13 protein-coding genes are annotated in these 18,072 nt (G+C 72.4%); 2 read left to right on the forward strand and 11 right to left on the reverse strand.

The window, feature by feature from the left end:
* Positions 1-564 precede the first annotated feature (564 nt).
* A complete protein-coding gene (locus tag IE140_RS16795; RefSeq protein ID WP_093435920.1) occupies positions 565-1,572 on the reverse strand; it encodes a stage II sporulation protein M in 1,008 nt (335 codons plus the stop codon).
* Positions 1,573-1,691: 119 nt separating this feature from the next.
* On the opposite strand from IE140_RS16795, the gene IE140_RS16800 reads away from it, so the two are divergent.
* Positions 1,692-2,744 carry an RDD family protein gene (locus IE140_RS16800; RefSeq protein ID WP_189460493.1) on the forward strand — a complete coding sequence of 351 codons (1,053 nt, stop codon included), beginning with the start codon at positions 1,692-1,694 and terminating at the stop codon, positions 2,742-2,744.
* Here the strand turns inward: IE140_RS16800 and IE140_RS16805 are convergent.
* From IE140_RS16805 to IE140_RS16840, 8 genes are all read right to left on the reverse strand, one after another.
* On the reverse strand, positions 2,741-3,403 hold the full coding sequence (locus IE140_RS16805; protein WP_150198419.1) for a hypothetical protein: 663 nt from the start codon (positions 3,401-3,403) through the stop codon (positions 2,741-2,743). The genes IE140_RS16800 and IE140_RS16805 overlap by 4 nt on opposite strands.
* 193 nt (positions 3,404-3,596) lie before the next feature.
* Positions 3,597-5,054 carry an adenosylhomocysteinase gene (ahcY, locus tag IE140_RS16810; protein ID WP_032784234.1) on the reverse strand — a complete coding sequence of 486 codons (1,458 nt, stop codon included), beginning with the start codon at positions 5,052-5,054 and terminating at the stop codon, positions 3,597-3,599.
* Positions 5,055-5,334: 280 nt separating this feature from the next.
* A complete protein-coding gene (locus IE140_RS16815; RefSeq protein WP_032784232.1) occupies positions 5,335-6,321 on the reverse strand; it encodes a cation diffusion facilitator family transporter in 987 nt (328 codons plus the stop codon).
* Positions 6,322-6,411: 90 nt separating this feature from the next.
* Entirely contained in the window at positions 6,412-7,587 is a 1,176-nt protein-coding gene (gene manA, locus IE140_RS16820; protein ID WP_093435927.1) for a mannose-6-phosphate isomerase, class I, read from the reverse strand.
* 224 nt (positions 7,588-7,811) lie between these two features.
* Positions 7,812-8,948, reverse strand: a complete 1,137-nt coding sequence (locus IE140_RS16825) for an SIS domain-containing protein (protein WP_100561725.1) — start codon at positions 8,946-8,948, stop codon at positions 7,812-7,814.
* A 176-nt stretch (positions 8,949-9,124) separates the two neighbouring features.
* Positions 9,125-9,307, reverse strand: coding sequence for a Trm112 family protein (locus IE140_RS16830; RefSeq protein ID WP_032769610.1), 183 nt, complete (start codon positions 9,305-9,307; stop codon positions 9,125-9,127).
* A 402-nt stretch (positions 9,308-9,709) separates the two neighbouring features.
* The gene (locus IE140_RS16835; RefSeq protein WP_150197543.1) at positions 9,710-11,077 is read right to left on the reverse strand and encodes a phosphomannomutase/phosphoglucomutase; all 1,368 of its coding nucleotides are present in this window, start codon (positions 11,075-11,077) and stop codon (positions 9,710-9,712) included.
* 82 nt (positions 11,078-11,159) lie between these two features.
* Complete coding sequence (locus IE140_RS16840; protein ID WP_006125017.1) at positions 11,160-11,537, reverse strand: DUF3499 domain-containing protein; 378 nt, start codon at positions 11,535-11,537, stop codon at positions 11,160-11,162.
* Between the two features lie 389 nt (positions 11,538-11,926).
* Here IE140_RS16840 and IE140_RS16845 point away from each other — a divergent pair, with 389 nt between their 5' ends.
* Positions 11,927-12,355 carry a metallopeptidase family protein gene (locus IE140_RS16845; protein ID WP_075265990.1) on the forward strand — a complete coding sequence of 143 codons (429 nt, stop codon included), beginning with the start codon at positions 11,927-11,929 and terminating at the stop codon, positions 12,353-12,355.
* Positions 12,356-12,438: 83 nt separating this feature from the next.
* On the opposite strand, the gene IE140_RS16850 is transcribed toward IE140_RS16845, so the two are convergent.
* The gene (locus IE140_RS16850; protein ID WP_093442113.1) at positions 12,439-13,977 is read right to left on the reverse strand and encodes a DUF5719 family protein; all 1,539 of its coding nucleotides are present in this window, start codon (positions 13,975-13,977) and stop codon (positions 12,439-12,441) included.
* A complete protein-coding gene (locus IE140_RS16855; RefSeq protein WP_150197544.1) occupies positions 13,974-17,849 on the reverse strand; it encodes a glycosyltransferase in 3,876 nt (1,291 codons plus the stop codon). The genes IE140_RS16850 and IE140_RS16855 overlap by 4 nt, the downstream gene beginning before the upstream one ends.
* Positions 17,850-18,072 lie beyond the last annotated feature (223 nt).

Here is an 18,072-nt window from a genome sequence, read left to right on the forward strand (position 1 = left end):
AACATATCTGGCGTTGACTTTTGGCACGCTGTTGAGTTCTCAAGGAACGGACGCTTCCTTCGGTCCCGTATCACCGGGGCCCTCCGGGCGCTTCCCTTCGTTTCACTTCTTTGTCTTGCTGTCTTGCTTTTCCGACTCTATCAGACTCTCTCGTGTCCGATTCCCGGTCGAAGCGGGCCGTGCAGATACGCTTTCCAGGTTCTTCACTTTCGCGTTTTCCCTTTCCGGCGGTTCCAACTTTACCAGACTCTTTTTCGTTCCGTTTCCGGTCCGAATTCGATTTCCGGTGGCCAGTGGAATGGCCTTGCCTTTCGGCGGATCCCACTTTATCAGAATCTCGAGGGGTAAACGAACAACCCGGGTGATTCGATATAAGGAGAATCATGCGGCCCGGCGAAGTTAACAAGAACTCCCGCACGAGCGGAGTAGACATTACGCGCTCATCTCGAACTTGTCCAGTCCGAGGCAACCGTTCAAATCTACCTCCCCACATCTGCCGTGTCAACGGGTTTTGTGGGCGAGGAGGACATTAGCAGCTCAGCAGGGGTGAAAGCACATCGGCGGTCAGGCTGCGGTGGGAAGTTCGGCGCTGCGTTCGACCGCAGCGAGGTCGCCCGTGTCGCCGGCTCGGGCCGCTCGGCCGCCCAGGATGTAGACGTACGCGAGAAAGGCCAGCTCAGCGGTGATGCCGATGGTGATCCGGGCCCAGGTCGGGAGACCGGACGGCGTCACGAAGCCCTCGATGAGCCCGGAGACGAACAGGACCAGGGCCAGACCGATCGCCATGCCCAGTGCGGCGCGGCCCTGCTGGGCCAGGGCGGTCCGGCGGGACAGGGGGCCAGGGTCGATCACCGCCCAGCCGAGGCGTAGGCCCGTGCCCGCGGCGACGAACACCGCGGTCAGTTCGAGCAGGCCGTGGGGCAGCACCAGGCCGAGGAAGACGTCGAGCCGGCCCGCGGAGGACATCAGCCCTATCCCGACGCCGAGGTTCAGCATGTTGAGGAAGAGGATCCAGATCACCGGTATGCAGAGGAACGCCCCCAGGACCAAGCACAGGGCGGCGGCCTGCGCGTTGTTCGTCCATACCTGCGCCGCGAACGACGCCGCCGGGTGGCTGGAGTAATAGGTCTCGTACTCCCCGCCCGGCCGAGTCATCGCGCGGAGGTCTTCCGGTGCCGCGATCGCGGCCTGTACCTCGGGGTGCGTACCGATCCACCAGCCCAGAAGGGCCGCCACCGCGATCGAGAGCACCGCCGTGGGCACCCACCAGTGGCGCGAGCGGTAGACCGCGGCGGGGAATCCCGCGGTGAGGAAGCGGGCGGCGTCCCGCCAGGAGGCCTTGCGGGTGCCCGTCACGGTCGATCGGGCGCGGGCCACGAGCTGGGTCAGGCGTCCGGTGAGGAGCGGGTCGGGGCTGCTCGACTGGATCAGCGAGAGGTGCGTCGCCGTGCGCTGGTAAAGGACGACCAGTTCGTCCGCTTCCGCACCCGTGAGGCGGCGCCCTCGGCGCAGGAGGTGTTCGAGGCGGTCCCACTCCGTGCGGTGGGCGGTGACGAAGACGTCGAGGTCCATGGGCGTCTGTTGCTCCAGGCGAAGGGGCGTACGGGTCCGTACTGCTGCGGCGCGCTGCCGGTCAGCTTGGCAGACTGGGCCCGGCTGGGGCAGGGAAGGTCGGCGAAGGGTGGGGCCCGATGAATGAGCTGGTGACCGGTGACGCGGTCGTTCTGGGCTTGAGGCCCGCTCGGCTGCCCAGCCGGGCTGTGGCCTCCGCCATCGATCTGGCGGTGACGTTCACCGTCTTCATCCTGGTGTCGGTGGTGCTGGGTATAGCCTCCGCGGCCCTGGACGAGGCAGCGGTCGCGGCGATCGGGGTCGCCTCGTTCCTGCTGGTCCTGATCGGTGGGCCCGTCGCGGTGGAGACACTGAGCCATGGCCGCTCCCTGGGGAAGCTGGCCTGCGGGCTGCGGGTGGTGCGGGACGACGGGGGGCCGATCCGGTTCCGGCACGCGCTCGTCCGTGGAGCCATGGGGCTCGTCGAGATCCTCCTGACCTTCGGTGCCCTGGCCTCCATCGCGTCCCTGGTGTCGGCGCGGGGGCGCCGGATCGGTGACGTGTTCGCCGGAACGCTGGTGATCCGGGAGCGCGTCGCCGCGACGGGCCGGTCCGTCGCCGTGCCGCCTCCCCCGCCCTGGCTGGTGGGCCGGTTCGCGCAGCTGGATCTGTCGGGCGTACCGGACGAGCTCTGGTCGGCGATACGGCAGTACCTGACGCGGATGCAGCAGCTGGATCCCGGTGTCGGGCGGGCGATCGCGGAGCGGCTGGCCGGTGAGCTGGTCGCGCGGACGGGGGCCGCCGCGCCGCAGGGCGTTCCCGCAGCCGCGTTTCTGGCCGCGGTGGTGCATGAGCGGCAGTCCCGGGATGCGCAGCGCGTGTTCGCCGGGCCTCGGGCCGGGGGGTACGTCGAGGTCCCCGTTGTCCCCGTGGCTCCCATTGCCGGTGGGGCCGCTGGGGCCAGTGGGGCTGCTGGGGCCAGTGGGGCTGCTGGGGCCAGTGGGGCCGCTGGGCTTGGTGGGGATGGGGGTGCCGGTGCTGCCGCTGGTGATGTCACCGGCCGGGCCGTCGGTGGGAGTGGAGTCGGCGGTGAGGGGGCTGCTGGGGCCGGTTCCCGGGGTGGGGGCGGCGGCGGTGATGACCGGCAGCGGCGCGGGGGTGCTTCCTCGGCGGGGTTCGCTCCGCCCGGCTAGTCGGCGGCCGGCCTGTCCGTGTCCGGCTCGCCGAGGTCCGACCCGTGGATGCGCGGGGACGGGGGTGTCTCCAGGTGTTCGAGCTCGATGCCCGGGGCCGCGAGGACCACGTCACCGGCGATGTGCACGGTGTGCTGCTCCCCCGTGTCCAGGGCGCTGACCTGGTATTCGTCCACGATCAGGGGGCCGTTGTCAGTGGGGTGCGCTTCACTGTTCATCAGGGCCCAGGACTGGTCGACGGTCCTGGGTGCGAGGACCGGGTCCGTGAAGGTGACCACGCGGACGCGGGTCGCGGGGGAAGCGGGGGTGAGGCGCAGGAGACGGGTCATGGCGATGAGGAACGCGGGGGATGTGCCGGCGAAGGTGTGGGCGCGGACGTTGCCTTCGGTGGCGTGGCTGCCGGTGGGATCGGTCCGGACCCAGGTGACCCCTTCCAGGGCCGCTCCTCGTACCTGCCAGCTCGCGGCATGGAGTTCGAGACGGATGGGCCGGCCCAGCTCGTCCAGGGCGAGGTCGACGGAGCCGAGGTGGTCTCCGGAGGGGGAAGTGGTCTGGGAGACGTAGCGCCAGCCGGAGGGGCCGGGGGCGCAGTGGAAGTGTTCTTCGCCGAGGGGGGTGTGATCGTGAAGGTCGTGGAGCGAATACCTGCCGCGGGGCATGGGGTCCTTCGGGTTCCTCGGGCTGTGCGGGGGCGGTAACGGGAGCAGGCCCCCGGCACGGGGGTGCGGGGGCCTGCACTCGGGCTGCTACGGATCTGCTGCGGACGGGAAGGCATCTGCCGCGGGGCTGCTGCTGGATGCTGTGACGCCGCCCGGCGTTCGGAAGGCCGGCCTTCCGAACGCCGGGGGTGGCTCAGTAGCGGTAGTGGTCGGGCTTGTACGGGCCCTCGACCTCGACACCGATGTACGCCGCCTGCTCGGGGCGCAGCGTCGTGAGCTTGACGCCCAGCGCGTCGAGGTGGAGGCGGGCGACCTTCTCGTCCAGGTGCTTGGGCAGCACGTACACGTCGGTCGGGTACTCCTCGGGCTTCGTGAACAGCTCGATCTGCGCGAGGGTCTGGTCGGCGAAGCTGTTGGACATCACGAAGGACGGGTGTCCGGTCGCGTTGCCCAGGTTCAGCAGGCGGCCCTCGGACAGGACGATGAGGACCTTGCCGTCGGCGAACGTCCAGGTGTGGACCTGGGGCTTGACCTCGTCCTTGACGATGCCGTCGATCTGCGCGAGACCGGCCATGTCGATCTCGTTGTCGAAGTGGCCGATGTTCCCGACGATGGCCTGGTGCTTCATCCGGGCCATGTCCTTGGCCATGATGATGTCCTTGTTGCCCGTCGTGGTGATGAAGATGTCGGCCGTCTCCACGACATCGTCCAGCGTGGCGACCTGGTAGCCGTCCATCGCCGCCTGGAGCGCGCAGATCGGGTCGATCTCCGTGATGATCACGCGGGCGCCCTGGCCGCGCAGGGACTCCGCGCAGCCCTTGCCCACGTCTCCGTAGCCGAAGACGACGGCGGTCTTGCCGCCGATGAGGACGTCGGTGGCGCGGTTGATGCCGTCGATGAGGGAGTGCCGGCAACCGTACTTGTTGTCGAACTTGGACTTGGTCACCGCGTCGTTCACGTTGATCGCGGGGAACAGGAGGGAGCCGTCACGGTGCATCTCGTACAGGCGGTGGACGCCGGTCGTCGTCTCCTCGGTGACACCGCGGATCTCGGACGCGAGCTGGGTCCACTTCTGGGGGGACTCGCCGAGGGTGCGGTTCAGCAGGGTGAGGATGTGGGCGTACTCCTCGCTGTCCGCGGTCGACGGGTCCGGGGCTGCGCCGGCCTTCTCGAACTCGACGCCCTTGTGGACGAGGAGGGTGGCGTCGCCACCGTCGTCGAGGATCATGTTCGGGCCGCCGGTGGGGGTGTTCGGCCAGGTCAGCGCCTGTTCCGTGCACCACCAGTACTCCTCCAGGGTCTCGCCCTTCCAGGCGAAGACCGGGACGCCCGCAGGGGCTTCCGGGGTGCCGTTCGGGCCGACCGCGATGGCCGCGGCGGCGTGGTCCTGGGTGGAGAAGATGTTGCAGGAGGCCCAGCGGACCTCGGCGCCCAGGGCGACGAGGGTCTCGATGAGCACGGCGGTCTGCACGGTCATGTGCAGCGAGCCGGTGATCCGGGCGCCGGCCAGCGGCTGGGCGGCGGCGAACTCCTTGCGGATCGACATCAGACCGGGCATCTCGTGCTCGGCGAGCGTGATCTCCTTGCGCCCGAACGGGGCGAGGGAGAGGTCGGCGACCTTGAAGTCCTGGCGGTCGGTGGCCGTCGTCATAACGGGCTGCTCCTCGTGATGGGTCGAGGGTGGGCTGTCTCTGGGCTGACTCTGCGGCGCGGCGGGCACAGGAATGCCCGGGCGGATTCGCAGTGCAGTCCGTCGGAGGCCCTCTGTCCCTCGCCCGGCTCGCTGGTGCCAGCCGGTCGACCGCCATCAGCAGCGACGTCTGTTTTCCGTATCCGAATCTACACCGAACGGCCCAGTGAGCCCCAGCCCGTTCGGGGAGAGGGGCGTGTGTGCGGGGTCACCGGGCCGATCGGGGCTGGTGTGCGATGGGTCAGTGGCCGGAATCGCTCGGGGTCTCGGCCGGGCCGTCGAGTGTCTTGCCCGGATTGGTTCCGGTCGCGGCGGCCTCCGCGTTGTAGATGTCCGGCTCCAGGTAGATGACCCGGGCGATCGGGACGGCGTCGCGGATGCGGTTCTCGGCTGCGTTGATGGCCTCGGCGACCTCGGCGGCGGTCTCGTCGTGCCGGACCGCGATCTTGGCGGCGACCAGCAGTTCCTCGGGGCCTAGGTGCAGGGTGCGCATGTGGATGATGCGGGTGACGGTATCGCCGTCCACCACGGCCGCCTTGATCTTCTGGACGTCCTCGATGCCGGCGGACTCGCCGAGCAGGAGGGACTTCGTCTCGACGGCCAGGACGATCGCGATGAGGATCAGCAGGATGCCGATGCAGAGGGTGCCGATGCCGTCCCAGACGCCGTTGCCGGTGGCGAGGGCGAGACCGACGCCGCCGAGCGCCAGGATCAGACCGACGAGGGCGCCGAGGTCCTCCAGCAGGACGACCGGCAGTTCGGGGGCCTTGGAGCGGCGGACGAACTCGGTCCAGGAGCGGTCGCCGCGGGTGAGGTTGGACTCCTTGATCGCCGTACGGAAGGAGAAGATCTCGGCGATGATCGCGAAGACCAGGACCCCGACCGGCCAGTACCAGGCCTCGATCTCGTGCGGGTGCTTGATCTTCTCGTAGCCCTCGTACACGGCGAACATGCCACCGACGGAGAAGAGGACGATGGAGACGAGGAACGCGTAGATGTAGCGCTCGCGTCCGTAGCCGAAGGGGTGTTCAGGGGTCGCTTCGCGCTTCGCCCTCTTGCCGCCGAGGAGCAGGAGTCCCTGGTTGCCCGAGTCGGCGAGCGAGTGGACGCTCTCCGCGAGCATCGACGAGGACCCACTGAAGAGGAACGCTACGAATTTGGCCACGGCGATCGAGAGGTTGGCGGCGAGTGCCGCCACGATCGCCTTGGTTCCGCCTGACGCGCTCATGAGTGCGTGGTGTCCCTTCGTCGGTGCGCGGCGGTACGTACCGCCGTGGTGAGGCGGCACATTGTTGCAGCCCCCGGGACGGCCCGTGGGTCAGGCCGCCACGGTGGCCCGGAAGAGTGTGCCCGGTCCCGTCGCCTCGACCCGCTCGCCGGCCGGGACGTAGGCCGACTCCCCCGGCCCGAGGGTGAGTTCGCCGAGCGTGACGGTGCCCGCCGTACAGAGCAGGATCTGGGGGGTGGGGGCGGTCAGGGCCGTGGGTGCCGCCCCGGAGGCGAGCGTGTAGCGGGACAGGGCGAACTCGTCGACCGGGGTTTCGTAGAGTTCCTCGCCCGACGGGGCCGCTTCCGGGCGCAGCACGCCGGGCTCGGTGGCCTCGAAGCGGACGATGCGCAGGAGTTCGGGGACGTCGATGTGCTTGGGGGTCAGGCCGCAGCGCAGCACGTTGTCCGAGTTGGCCATGATCTCGACGCCGAGGCCGTCGAGATAGGCGTGCGGGACGCCCGCGCCGAGGAACAGGGCTTCACCGGGCTGGAGTTCCACGTAGTTCAGCAGCATCGCGGCGAGGACCCCGGGGTCGCCGGGGAAGTGGTGGGCGATGCGGGCGTACGGGGCGTGGGCGCCGCCGAGGCGTTCGGCGGCGGCCGCCGCCTCGGTCACGGTCTCGGCCGTCTCCGCCGGGTCCCCGCCGAGGATCGCCGTGAGCACCTCGCGGAGGGCCGCCTCCTCGGGGTGGGCGCGGAGGAGGTCCACGTACGGCTTGAGGGAGTCGACTCCCAGTGCCTCCATCGCGTTCGCCGCCTCGGTGGGCGGGCGGAAGCCGCACAGCCCGGCGAAGGGGGTGAGGGCGCAGATCAGTTCGGGCTTGTGGTTCGCGTCCTTGTACGTGCGGTGGGGGGCGTCGATCGGGACACCCCGGGCCTCCTCGTCGGCGTAACCCTCGCGGGCCTGGTCCAGGTCGGGGTGGACCTGCACGGAGAGGGGGGCGCCGGCGGCGAGAAGCTTCAGCAGGAAGGGGAGGCGGGGGCCGAACCGGGCGACGGTCGGCGCGCCGAGCTCTCCTTCCGGGTCGGCGTCGATGGCGTCGACGAGGGCCAGTTCGATCTCGCCTGACGCGGTGGTGCGGGTGATACGTGAGGGCGCTCCGGGGTGGGCTCCCATCCACATCTCGGCCTGCGGTTCGCCGGTGGGCGCGATGCCGAGCAGGGCGGGGATGGCCGTGGTGGACCCCCAGGCGTAGGGGCGCACGGTGTTGGACAGCCGGTCCATGGAGTCGTCCTCGGGTGGGGCTGGGCGGGTGGGCGGTTCAAGCTCGCACCAGGGGTATCAGGGGTGCGTGAGGCCCTGGCGTCGGTGGGGTGGACGGGGGGTGAGGGGCGGGTGGGGCCGGGGGCTTGGAGACCTGGAGGTCTGGGGAGGCTTGGCGGCCCGGGGTACGTTGCGCCTCGCCGGACGAGGGTTGCCCGTCCTGTCACGCCCTGTCCCGTTCTGTGTCAGGGCTGGGGTGCCGAGGCCAGTGAGAGGTAGACCGCCGCGAAGTCGGTGATCGCGAGGAGTTCGGCGACGGCTTCCAGTGCGCCGCCCTCCTCCGGCTCCAGCTCGCTGACGGGTGTGTCGTGGCCGAGTGCCAGTTCCCGGGCGGCCGGGTAGGCGCTGAGGCCTCCCGTCGGGCGGTCCCGGAGCAGGACGACCCGGGCGCGCAGCGTCTCGCCCTCCTCGACCCGGTCGCGGAAGAAGTCGTCGGGGTCCGCGCCCGCCGCGAAGTCCCCGGCGAGGAGCGTGCCGTGCGAGGGCAGTGCCTCGGGGAGTTCCGCGGCCAGGGCGGGGCGGCCAGCCAGTTCGGACAGTACGGCGGCGAAGCGGCGGCCGACCGGACCCGCGGCTTCGCCCTCCGTCCACAGCAGCGGCAGGCTGTCGGCGAGTTCGGCGGCGAGCGTCTTGGCCGGGTTGCTGTACGTGGCGATGGCCGGGCCGCAGCGTTCCGCGGTGCGGTCCAGGCGGTCCGCCACCTTCTGCAGGTCCTCGGGGGTCGCGGTCACCAGGCCGACCCGGTCCAGGAGCGCCAGCAGAGGTGTGAGCAGCGCCCACAGCGTGCCGGGGCCGGCGGCCGAGGTCTCCGCGTCGTACTCGCCGTGCGGGGCGGCCGCCATCGGGACGACCAGGCCGTGCACCCCGTCGACCGCCTCGCGCAGCGGTGAGCGGGTGGGGGCGACGGCGACGACGGTGCAGCCGCGGCGGTAGGCCTGCTCGGCGAGCAGGGCGAGGCCGGGTTCGGAGCCGTCGGCGGTCGCGATGAGGAGCAGGTCCACGGATCCGGCCCAGCCGGGCAGGGCCCAGCGGAGGGCGCCGGGGGCGGGGGCGACGCCCGTGGGGTTGATGCGGGTGACGGGGGCGGCCGCGCCCGCCAGTGCGCCGATCAGGTCGGCGACGCCGGAGGCGGCGGTGCCGGGGCCCGCGACGAGGACGGCACGGGGGCGGCCCTCGGGGGCCAGGCCGCCGATGCCCGCCTCGGCGGCGTGCCGGGCGGCGGTACGGACCCGGGCGCCGGCCTCGGCCGCACCGCGCAGCAGGTCGCGGCGGTCGGCTCGGGCCAGGGCTTCCGGGGCGTCGAGCAAGGACTCGTCGAGCATGGCGGTGGGCCTCCGATCACCGGGTGGGGTGCGGGCTGCGGGTACGGGGTGGGGCGCCCTCGCCTGGCTTGGCTTCGCCTGGTTGGCCTTGCCCGGCTTGGCCTGGCTCCGAGCCGAGGCGGTTCGCCTCGGCTGCCGTCTGCTGCCGTTCTGTCCCGTACGGGTGTCGCTCGCGGTCAGGCGGGGCGGCGGGCCTCGTCGACGAGCAGGACCGGGATGCCGTCCCGGACCGGGTAGGCCAGGCCGCAGTCGCCGCCCGTGCAGACCAGTTCGGGAGTGTCGGCCGTCGAACGGTCGTCGAGCGGGGAGTGGCAGGCCGGGCAGGCCAGGATCTCCAGGAGGCCGGCTTCGAGCGGCATGGGGTGAGTCCCTTCGAGCATGCGAGTTCCGATCCGCGTGGATCAGGCGTCGTCAGCCTACCGCTGGGGTGGTGGGGGCGCGGCCTGGCCCGGGGGAGGAAGGGGGGGGGGGGGGGGGGGGGGGGGGGGGGGGGGGGGGGCCTGGGCGTGGGGTGGCCGGGTGGGTGGACGCCTGCGGCGGGCTTCTCCCCCCCCCGCCCCTTCCCGTAACCGGGGCTCCGCCCCGGACCCCCTGTGTCCTCAAGCGCCGGACGGGCTGGATTTCGGGGCTCCGCCCCGGACCCCGCTCCTCAAACGCCGGAGGGGCTGGAAGACGGTCCGGACCGCCGGAAGGCCCCCGGAGGGGTTGGAAGACGGCCGGACCGGCTAAACGTGACCCGGGAGGGGCTGCACACCTCCGGGTCAACCCCGGATCAGGCCCAGGACCTCGTCCCGTACCGCTGTCATCGTCTTCTCGTCCCTCGCCTCCACGTTCAAACGCAGCAGCGGTTCCGTGTTCGAGGCTCGGAGGTTGAACCACCAGTCGGGGGCCGTCACCGTGAGGCCGTCCAGGTCGTCGAAGGTGATGCCCTCGCGGGTGCCGTACACCTTCTTGACCTCGGCCAGGCTGGCGGACTGGTCGCCGACGGTGGAGTTGATCTCGCCGGAGCCGGTGTAGCGGTCGTACTCCGCGACCAGCTCGGAGAGCGGCTTCTGCTGGCCGCCGAGTGCGGCGAGTACGTGGAGGGCGGCGAGCATGCCCGTATCGGCGTTCCAGAAGTCGCGGAAGTAGTAGTGCGCCGAGTGCTCGCCGCCGAAGATCGCGCCGTGCTCGGCCATCTCCGCCTTGATGAACGAGTGGCCGACCCGGGTGCGGACGGGGGTGCCGCCGTTCTCGCGGACCACCTCGGGGACGGACGAGGAGGTGATCAGGTTGTGGATGACGATGCCCTCGCCGCCGTTGCGGGCCAGTTCGCGGGCGGCCACCAGGGCCGTGATCGCGGACGGCGACACGCCCGTGCCCCGCTCGTCGACCACGAAGCAGCGGTCCGCGTCGCCGTCGAAGGCGAGGCCCAGGTCGGCGCCCTCGGCGAGGACGCGGGCCTGGAGGTCGACGATGTTCTTGGGGTCGAGGGGGTTGGCCTCGTGGTTGGGGAAGGTGCCGTCCAGCTCGAAGTACATCGGTACGAGGTCGAGCGGGAGGCCCTCGAAGACCGTGGGGACCGTGTGGCCGCCCATGCCGTTGCCCGCGTCCACCACGACCTTCAGGGGGCGGATCGCGGTCAGGTCGACGAGGCCGCGGAGGTGGGACGCGTAGTCCGTGAGGGTGTCGCGTTCCTTGATCGTGCCGGGGGTCGTGGCCGCGGCGGGCCGGGGCGATCCTTCCGACCACTGCTCGACCAGCGTGCGGATCTCGGCCAGGCCGGTGTCCTGGCCGACCGGGGCCGCGCCCGCCCGGCACATCTTGATGCCGTTGTACTGCGCCGGGTTGTGCGAGGCCGTGAACATCGCCCCGGGGAGGTCCAGCGCCCCCGACGCGTAGTACAGCTGGTCCGTCGAGCAGAGGCCGATGAGCGTGACGTCCGCGCCCCGGGCCGCCGCGCCGCGCGCGAAGGCGGCGGACAGACCCGGTGAGGTGGGCCGCATGTCGTGGCCGATCACGATCGCGTCGGCGGCCGTGACCTGGACGAACGCGGCTCCGAAGAGTTCGGCCAGCGACTCGTCCCACTGGTCGGGCACCACTCCGCGCACGTCGTACGCCTTCACGAGCTGCGACAGATCAGCAACCACGGCCGGTCCTCCTGGGGTCTTTGCGGACCGCCCAAACTACCCGGCCGGGCAGTTCCTCAGGAGACGACCTCAGGAGACGGACTCAGGAGTCCGGGGAGCGCAGCACCCTCAGGTGGCCCCGGCGGGCCACCTCCACCGGGTCGGCCGAGCGCCGGCCCCGGCCCTCGCCGTCCGGGCCCCGGTCGTGCGGGCGTGCCGCCTCGCGGACCGCGTTGGCCAGTGCTTCCAGGTCGTCGCCGCTCGGGTGCGCCGGTGCGGAGCCGTCGGAGAGCCGCACCACTTCCCAGCCCCGCGGCGCGGTGAGCCGCTCACTGTGTTCGGCGCACAGGTCGTAGCAGTGGGGCTCGGCGTAGGTGGCGAGCGGGCCGAGGACCGCAGTCGAATCGGCATAGACGTACGTCAGTGTCGCGACGGCAGGGCGGCCGCACGCGGTGCGCGAACAGCGACGTACAGGGCTCACGATGTTGGACGGTACCGCACTCTTGAGCGGGCCGCGACGACTCCCCCTCGGGTCACTCCACCGTGTCGCCCTGTGACCTGCGGCACAGCGGGGCTTCCGGCGGCTACCCTGACCTGCGCCGCGGCAAGGGCTTCGTGATCGCCGGTCGCTCGCGCCGGTCGCGGGCCGGGGGGATCGCGGCGTCAGGAGCAGGGTCAATGATCGGATGACGGGCCTGAAATGGGCTCAACCTTGGCCGAAATGTTCAACTGTGGACATCCGGAAGCGGAGCAGCCGACTGCCCTCCCGGGGGTCGTTGCCCCGTCCGTCCCCGGTCCGGCCGGACCGTCGGTCCGGCCGTGTCGTCCCGCCGATCGCCCCGGTCCCCGGAGCGTTACGCTGCGTCGGTGATGGACAGCTCCGTACCTCCCCACCCGTTCGAGCCGCGGCCCCGGCGCCGTGACCGTCATGGCCGCGGAATGCGCGGGCCGGTCGCGCCGCCGCAGGTGCCGCTGTCGGCCAGCCGGGGCGAGACCTTCCGTGATCTGGTCCAGGACTCGGTGGAGCGGCTGGAGCGGCGCTGGCCCCAACTGGCCGAGGTCGATTTCGTCGTCCTCGATGTGCCCGGTACGCCGGAGGAGGTCGTTCCGCTCGGCAGTGCGGTCTCCGCGGAAAAGGGGCGGCCCGCGCAGATCGTCGTCTACCGGCGGCCCGTCGAGATCCGCACGAAGAGCCGCGACGAGCGTGCCCTGCTCGTGCACGAGGTCGTCGTCGAGCAGGTCGCCGAGCTGCTGGGACTGGCTCCCGAGTCGGTCGACCCCCGGTACGGGCAGGACTGAGCCCCTGGAGCCCGGCCCCCCGGTACGGGCAGGACCACGCGCTCACAACAGACCCAGGTCCCCTCAGCAGAACCAGGGTGCCCTCAGTCGTCCAGCACGGACAGGTCCTGGCGCGCCGACGGGACCTCGACCATGCCCCGGTCGTCGGGGAGCGTCTGCACCGTGAACATCTGGACGCCGTCCGAGGCGATCGCCAGGGAGCGCGACGCGTGGACCGGGCCGCCCGACGTCGTCTCCACGGTCAGGGCGTAGGAGCCCTTGAGGCCCTCCGGGGCCTTCGGGGTGACGGCGAGGGTCGTACCGGCCTTGACCGTGTACGTCTCGACGGCCGGTTCGCCGCCGCCGCTGCCCGCCGACGCGGTGACCTTGACCTTGGCCGTGGCGCCCGGCGCGGTCAGGGACAGCGTCGAGCCCTTGGCCCGGTTGTCCGGGACGGTCGCGCGGGCGCCCACGGGGCCGGTGGCGGGGATGTAGGCGATCTCCTGCTTGTCGCCCTTGCCCCGGACCACGCGCAGCGCGGCCACGATCGGGGTCGCCCGGTCCTTCCGGACGGGGCTCAGGAGCAGGGAGCCCGGCTCGCCGCGGGTGAGGTCCTTGAGGTCGGCGGAGGCCGTCATCGAGGACTTGATGTGCAGGGTGGCGTTCCCGGCCGGGGAGAACGTCGCGTTCTTCCCCATGAGCTGGACCTTCACGTCCGCGTCGTCCTCGCCGGGCGCGAACGCCACCAGCTGCACGGAGGTGGCGTCGGCCGGGATGCCCGGCATCACGAGCGTGCCGGAGGGGGCCTCGGACGCGGTGATCCAGTCGCTGCCCGCACTGTCGTCGGCGCTCATGACGACCGCCCCGATCCGCCCCGAGCGGGTGGTGACGTGGGCGGTCAGCTGGTCGACGGCCTCGGAGGTGAGGGTGGACAGCAGGACGGCGACGCTGGAGCGGGCCGGCACGGTGATGCCGTCGCCGACGTCGGACTTGAGCGCGCCCTCGGGGCCGTACAGCTCGATGTCGGCCACGGCGCCGGTGTCGTCGGGGTTGGTGAGGTGGATGTAGTCCTGGCGGGACTTGGCCGTGCTCGCGCCCGGGAACCAGAAGTCCGTGTCGGGGGCGGTGCAGGTGACCCCGAGGAGTCCGCGGGAGCCGCCCGCGGTGACCTCGGTGGTCTGCTGTGCCGCCCAGCCGGGGGCGAGCTTGCCGGTGGCCGTGCCGACGAGGGCCGGGGCAGCGGACCCGTTCGCCTCGGCGACGACCGGCTTTCCGGGCTCCTTCACGGCGAGGACCGGCTTCTCGGCCTTCTTCTTCGCCTTCTCCGCCGCTTCCTCGGCCTTCTCGGCCTTCTTCGGGTCGGTCTCGTCCTCGTCGTCCACGATCGGCAGCGCCGGCTTCAGCTCGGCGGTGCCCTTGGCGTCGCCGCCCGTGCCCGCCGGGGTGAACGCGGTGTACTGCGTCTCGGCGAGGTCGGAGTTGCTGGGCGCCGGGCAGACCAGACCGGCCCGCTCGACCGGCAGCAGCGTGGCGGACTTCGCGGTGGATTCGGCCGGGGCGCCGGGCGCGGTGACCGTGGCGAATCCGGTGACGGCGGCCAGGACGGCGGCGCCCGCGATCAGGGACAGGTGGGTGGACTTCACTCGGACTCGCCTCGCGATGCGTTACCGGTCTGCCACGGGGCCTGCCCCGGGGCCGGAGGGTCGGTCTGTTCGCCGTTCTCGGTGTACGGGTGCTGCTGGTGCTGCTGCCCGCCGACGTACCGGCCGTACTCGTCGTACGCGCCCTGGTCGTTGTACGCGGCGCCCTGGGCGTCGTACGTGCCCTGGTCGGCGTAACCGCCCTGACCGTTGTACGCGCCTCGGTCGTTGTACGTGCCCTGGTCCTCGTACTGCTGCGCGTACGGGTCCTGGACTCCGTAGCCGCCCTGGTAGCCGGCGTTCTCCGGCCCCTGCTGCCCCTGCTGTTGCTGCTGCTGCTGCTGCTGAGCGTACGGGTCCGGCTGCTGGTACGCCGCGTAGTAGTCGGCGGTCGGCTGCTGCTGCTGTCCGTGCCACTGCGCGTACTCGTCGTACTGCTGCGGAGCCGCCTGCTGCTGCGGGACCGCCGCATAGCCGCCGGTGGCCTCCTGCGGGTCGTGCGTCGGGGGGTTCTCGGCGTACGGGTCGGCCGACTGCTGCGCCGGGATGTACTCCCCCGGGTCCGCGGCATCCTCGGCCGCCGACTCGGCCGCCGCCGCCTCTGCCTGGGCCGCGGCGCGCAGCCTGCGGGCGCGGCGGCCCTCGCCGTCGACCGGCTCGGCGGCGACGGCGAGCGCCTCGTCGGGCAGGTCGTCGTCGATCTCCCGGCGGCGGCCCGGCAGGGCCATGACCACCAGGACCACGAGCAGCCCGATCTGGGTCCAGATCCACGCGGTGTGGGTGATCGGGGCGTCGTGGGTGAGGTCGAGGCGGCCGCCGTTCGCGGGCAGTTCGAAGCCCTGGGCCCAGCCGTCGACGGTCTTGCGGGTCAGCGGCTTGCCGTCCAGCGTGGCCGTCCAGCCCGGGTCGGCGGCGTCCGCGATCCGCAGCACGCGGCCCGCCTCGCCGGACGGGATCTCGGAGTGGGCCTCGACCGCGGCCGAGCCGACCGCGACGCGCTCGCCCTCACCGGAGGCCGGGGTGATCATGACGCGGGCGACCTGGCGGTCCACCCGCCACAGGGCGCTGCCGTCGAGCTGGCTGAGGCGGCTCAGGCCCGGGGTCGAGTCGAGGACCCGGCTCATCTCGCGCGGTGCTCCGTCCCGGACGAGGACGTAGCGGATCGCGAAGCCGCTGAGCTGGCCGCCCTGGTCGGCGCCGGAGCCGGCGACGAGGTTGGCGACGACCTTGTCGAGGTGGCTGTTGCTGCCGCCCGCCTCGGTCAGTTCGCCGTCGCCGAGCCGGGCGCCGGAGCCGCGGACCAGGCTGTACGAGACGGTGTCGGGCGAGGTGCCGCCCAGGATGAGGGTGCGGGGCTGGTCGCGGGTGGTGCTCTCCTCCGCGACGAAAGCGGGCACCTGTACGGGGTCGCGGCGCTCCAGCGGGCCGTCGGCGCCGCCGATCATCCAGCCGGCGGCGGCCAGGACCGGGGCCAGTCCGGCGGCCAGCGCGATCAGGGCGGCGACGGGCTGGCGCCAGCCGAAGCTCTGCTCGGCGACCCGGATGCGGGCGCCGTCCGCGCCGATCAGGGCGGCGGCGATCAGGGCGGTGCCGTAGACGAGGGTGGCGGGCCCGGCCCAGGTGGACCCGTTGGCGACGGCGGCGAAGAGGAAGCCGACGAGCGCGACGGCCCAGGCGGTGCGGACGGCGAACTGCCGCTCCTCGCGCAGCAGGGCGGCGAGCGCGGCCAGCACGATGCCGAGCAGCAGGATGCCGCCCGCCGCACCGGGGCCGCCGGGGCTGATGCCGAGCAGGTCGAGACCCGAGGCCTCTCCCGTACCGAGGTCGAGGCCCGCCTCGGTCAGGAGCGCGGACGGGTTCGTCAGGAGGCTCAGCGACCAGGGGGCGAGGACCAGCACCGGGGTGGCGACGATGGCGACGAAGCGGAGCCCGTACGCCGTGATGTCGCCGCGCCGCAGCACGAGCACGCCGAGGCCGAGGACCACGGCGAGCGGCCAGACGATCGGGGTGAACGCCATGGTGACGGTCAGCAGCAGCGTGTACGCCCAGGTGGCGCGCCAGCTGCCGCGCTCCCCCGCCGCGCTGTCGGCGCGCAGCCCGTGGGCGGCGACGCCCGCGCGGGCGATCAGCGGGAGGAGGACGAGGAGGACGGCGGTGCCGAGGCGCCCGGTGGCCAGGGCGCCGGTCGCGGCGGGCAGGAAGGCGTACGCGATGCTCGCCCAGGCCCGCAGCAGCCGGGAGGGGAGCAGCGGGCGGGAGGCGAAGTAGGCGGTGGCCCCGGCCAGCGGGATCGAGCAGACCAGCAGCACGCTGACGGCGAGCCCGGTCGAGCCGAGGAACAGGGCCGACAGCGCGGCGAGCAGGGCGAGGTAGGGCGGGGCGGTCTGGGTGCCGCCGGTGCCCACCGTGTGCCAGGCGTCCGCGTACCGGTCCCAGAGCGAGCCGAGCTCGGCGGGGACGGGCAGCAGCGCGCCGCCCGCGAGAGCGCCGCCGCTGAGCAGGTTGCGGCAGGCGACGAGCGAGACGACGAGGAGCAGGGCGAAGAGGACGGGGCCGGGCTTGCGGCCGATGCGCTTGAGGCGGGCGAACTGGTCGACTTCGAGGAAGTCGGCGTCGTCGCCGCCGGGACCGGATTCGACGGCTCCGTGGCGCGAGCCGCCCGAGTCGGAGTCCGTACGGCCGCCGAAGTTGCCCGCGACCTGGTCGACGGTGGCCCGGACGGTGGCGCCGGGCGGCGGGAACAGGGCGCGCAGTTCGGCGGCGTCGACGACGCCCTTTCCGCGGTTGCGGCGGGCGGCGAGGATGCGGCCGGGGCGCAGCAGGGTGCCGAGGAGTCCGGTGACCTCGTCGAGTGCCTGGCCCGGCACCTTGCCGACGAGGTAGGCGAGGGTACGGAGCAGGGTGCCGACGACGAGCCGGAGCAGGACCCAGGGCAGGGCCTTGCCGCGGGCGTTGACGAGCATCGTGTAGACCGCGCCCGCCTTGTCGACGCGGTGCGGGCTGGCCACGGAGCGGCCGGCGCAGTCGATGGGGCGGCGTTCGCGGGCGGAGGCCTCGGCGTGCCGCAGGACGGCGTCCGGGGCGACGAGGACCCGGTGGCCTGCGAGGTGGGCGCGCCAGCAGAGGTCGACGTCGTCGCGCATCAGGGGGAGCCTGCGGTCGAAGCCGCCGAGCTCCTCGTAGACGTCGCGGCGGATGAGCATGCCGGCGGAGGAGACGGAGAGGACGGTGCGGACCTGGTCGTGCTGGCCCTGGTCCTGCTCGCGGCGGTCCAGGCCGGTCCAGCGGCGTCCGCTGTTGGCGATGGAGACGCCGACTTCGAGGAGCTGCTTGCGGTCGTACCAGCCGCGCAGCTTGGGGCCGACGATCGTGGCGTGCTTGTCGGTGTCGACGACGCGCAGCATCTCGGCGAGCGCGTCCGGCTCGGGTGCGCAGTCGTCGTGCAGCAGCCAGAGCCACTGGACCGGTTCGCCGTGGGGCAGCTCGGGGAGGTCGTAGTTCTCGTCGACCCAGGTCCGGGTCTGCGGGTCCCAGCCGCCGGGGCGCTTGAGGTACGGCAGGTCGTCCGGGGTCAGGACCCCGGCCGTGCGGGCCGCCTCGTCGACGGCCGTGCCGAAGCTCGTACGGCGCGCGAGGTGCAGGACGCGTTCGTCGCCGAGCGCCTCGGTGACCAGCCGGGCCGAGTCGTCGGCGCTGCCGGTGTCGGCGGCGATGACGTTCTGTACGGGGCGTTCCTGCCCGAGCAGCCCGGCCAGCACGTCGGGCAGCCAGCGGGCGCCGTCGTGGGAGACGAGCACGGCGGTGACGACGTGCCGGGGGAACTCTGGGGCGGCGGCGGCCGCGTTCGGCGCCGCCGAGTGGCTGTGCACGGACATCGAGGTACGGGCCCTCCGGCCGGGTCCGGGGGCGTCCCCGGGGGCTGCATCGGTGTACACGCGCGCCCCGGCGGGGCGTTGGCGCGTCTCGGACGGGGCCCCACACTAACGGTACGGACAGGTGGCGGGGGTCGGAGCCGGTGAAGGGGACGGGCCCGGACCTGCCGACGGCCCGTCCACCGGCCCCGGGGGGAGGGGGCGGTGGACGGGCCGTCGGAGATGA

The organism is Streptomyces parvus, assembly GCF_014648875.1.
Classification (GTDB): domain Bacteria; phylum Actinomycetota; class Actinomycetes; order Streptomycetales; family Streptomycetaceae; genus Streptomyces; species Streptomyces parvus.

Coding starts and splice junctions, on each gene's coding strand:
- IE140_RS16825 (WP_100561725.1), bottom strand. CDS start 8,948: ATGCTCGACGAGTCCTTGCTCGACGCCCCGGAAGCCCTGGCCCGAGCC.
- manA (WP_093435927.1), bottom strand. CDS start 7,587: ATGGACCGGCTGTCCAACACCGTGCGCCCCTACGCCTGGGGGTCCACC.
- IE140_RS16815 (WP_032784232.1), bottom strand. CDS start 6,321: ATGAGCGCGTCAGGCGGAACCAAGGCGATCGTGGCGGCACTCGCCGCC.
- IE140_RS16830 (WP_032769610.1), bottom strand. CDS start 9,307: ATGCCGCTCGAAGCCGGCCTCCTGGAGATCCTGGCCTGCCCGGCCTGC.
- IE140_RS16845 (WP_075265990.1), top strand. CDS start 11,927: ATGGACAGCTCCGTACCTCCCCACCCGTTCGAGCCGCGGCCCCGGCGC.
- ahcY (WP_032784234.1), bottom strand. CDS start 5,054: ATGACGACGGCCACCGACCGCCAGGACTTCAAGGTCGCCGACCTCTCC.
- IE140_RS16805 (WP_150198419.1), bottom strand. CDS start 3,403: ATGCCCCGCGGCAGGTATTCGCTCCACGACCTTCACGATCACACCCCC.
- IE140_RS16795 (WP_093435920.1), bottom strand. CDS start 1,572: ATGGACCTCGACGTCTTCGTCACCGCCCACCGCACGGAGTGGGACCGC.
- IE140_RS16800 (WP_189460493.1), top strand. CDS start 1,692: ATGAATGAGCTGGTGACCGGTGACGCGGTCGTTCTGGGCTTGAGGCCC.
- IE140_RS16855 (WP_150197544.1), bottom strand. CDS start 17,849: ATGTCCGTGCACAGCCACTCGGCGGCGCCGAACGCGGCCGCCGCCGCC.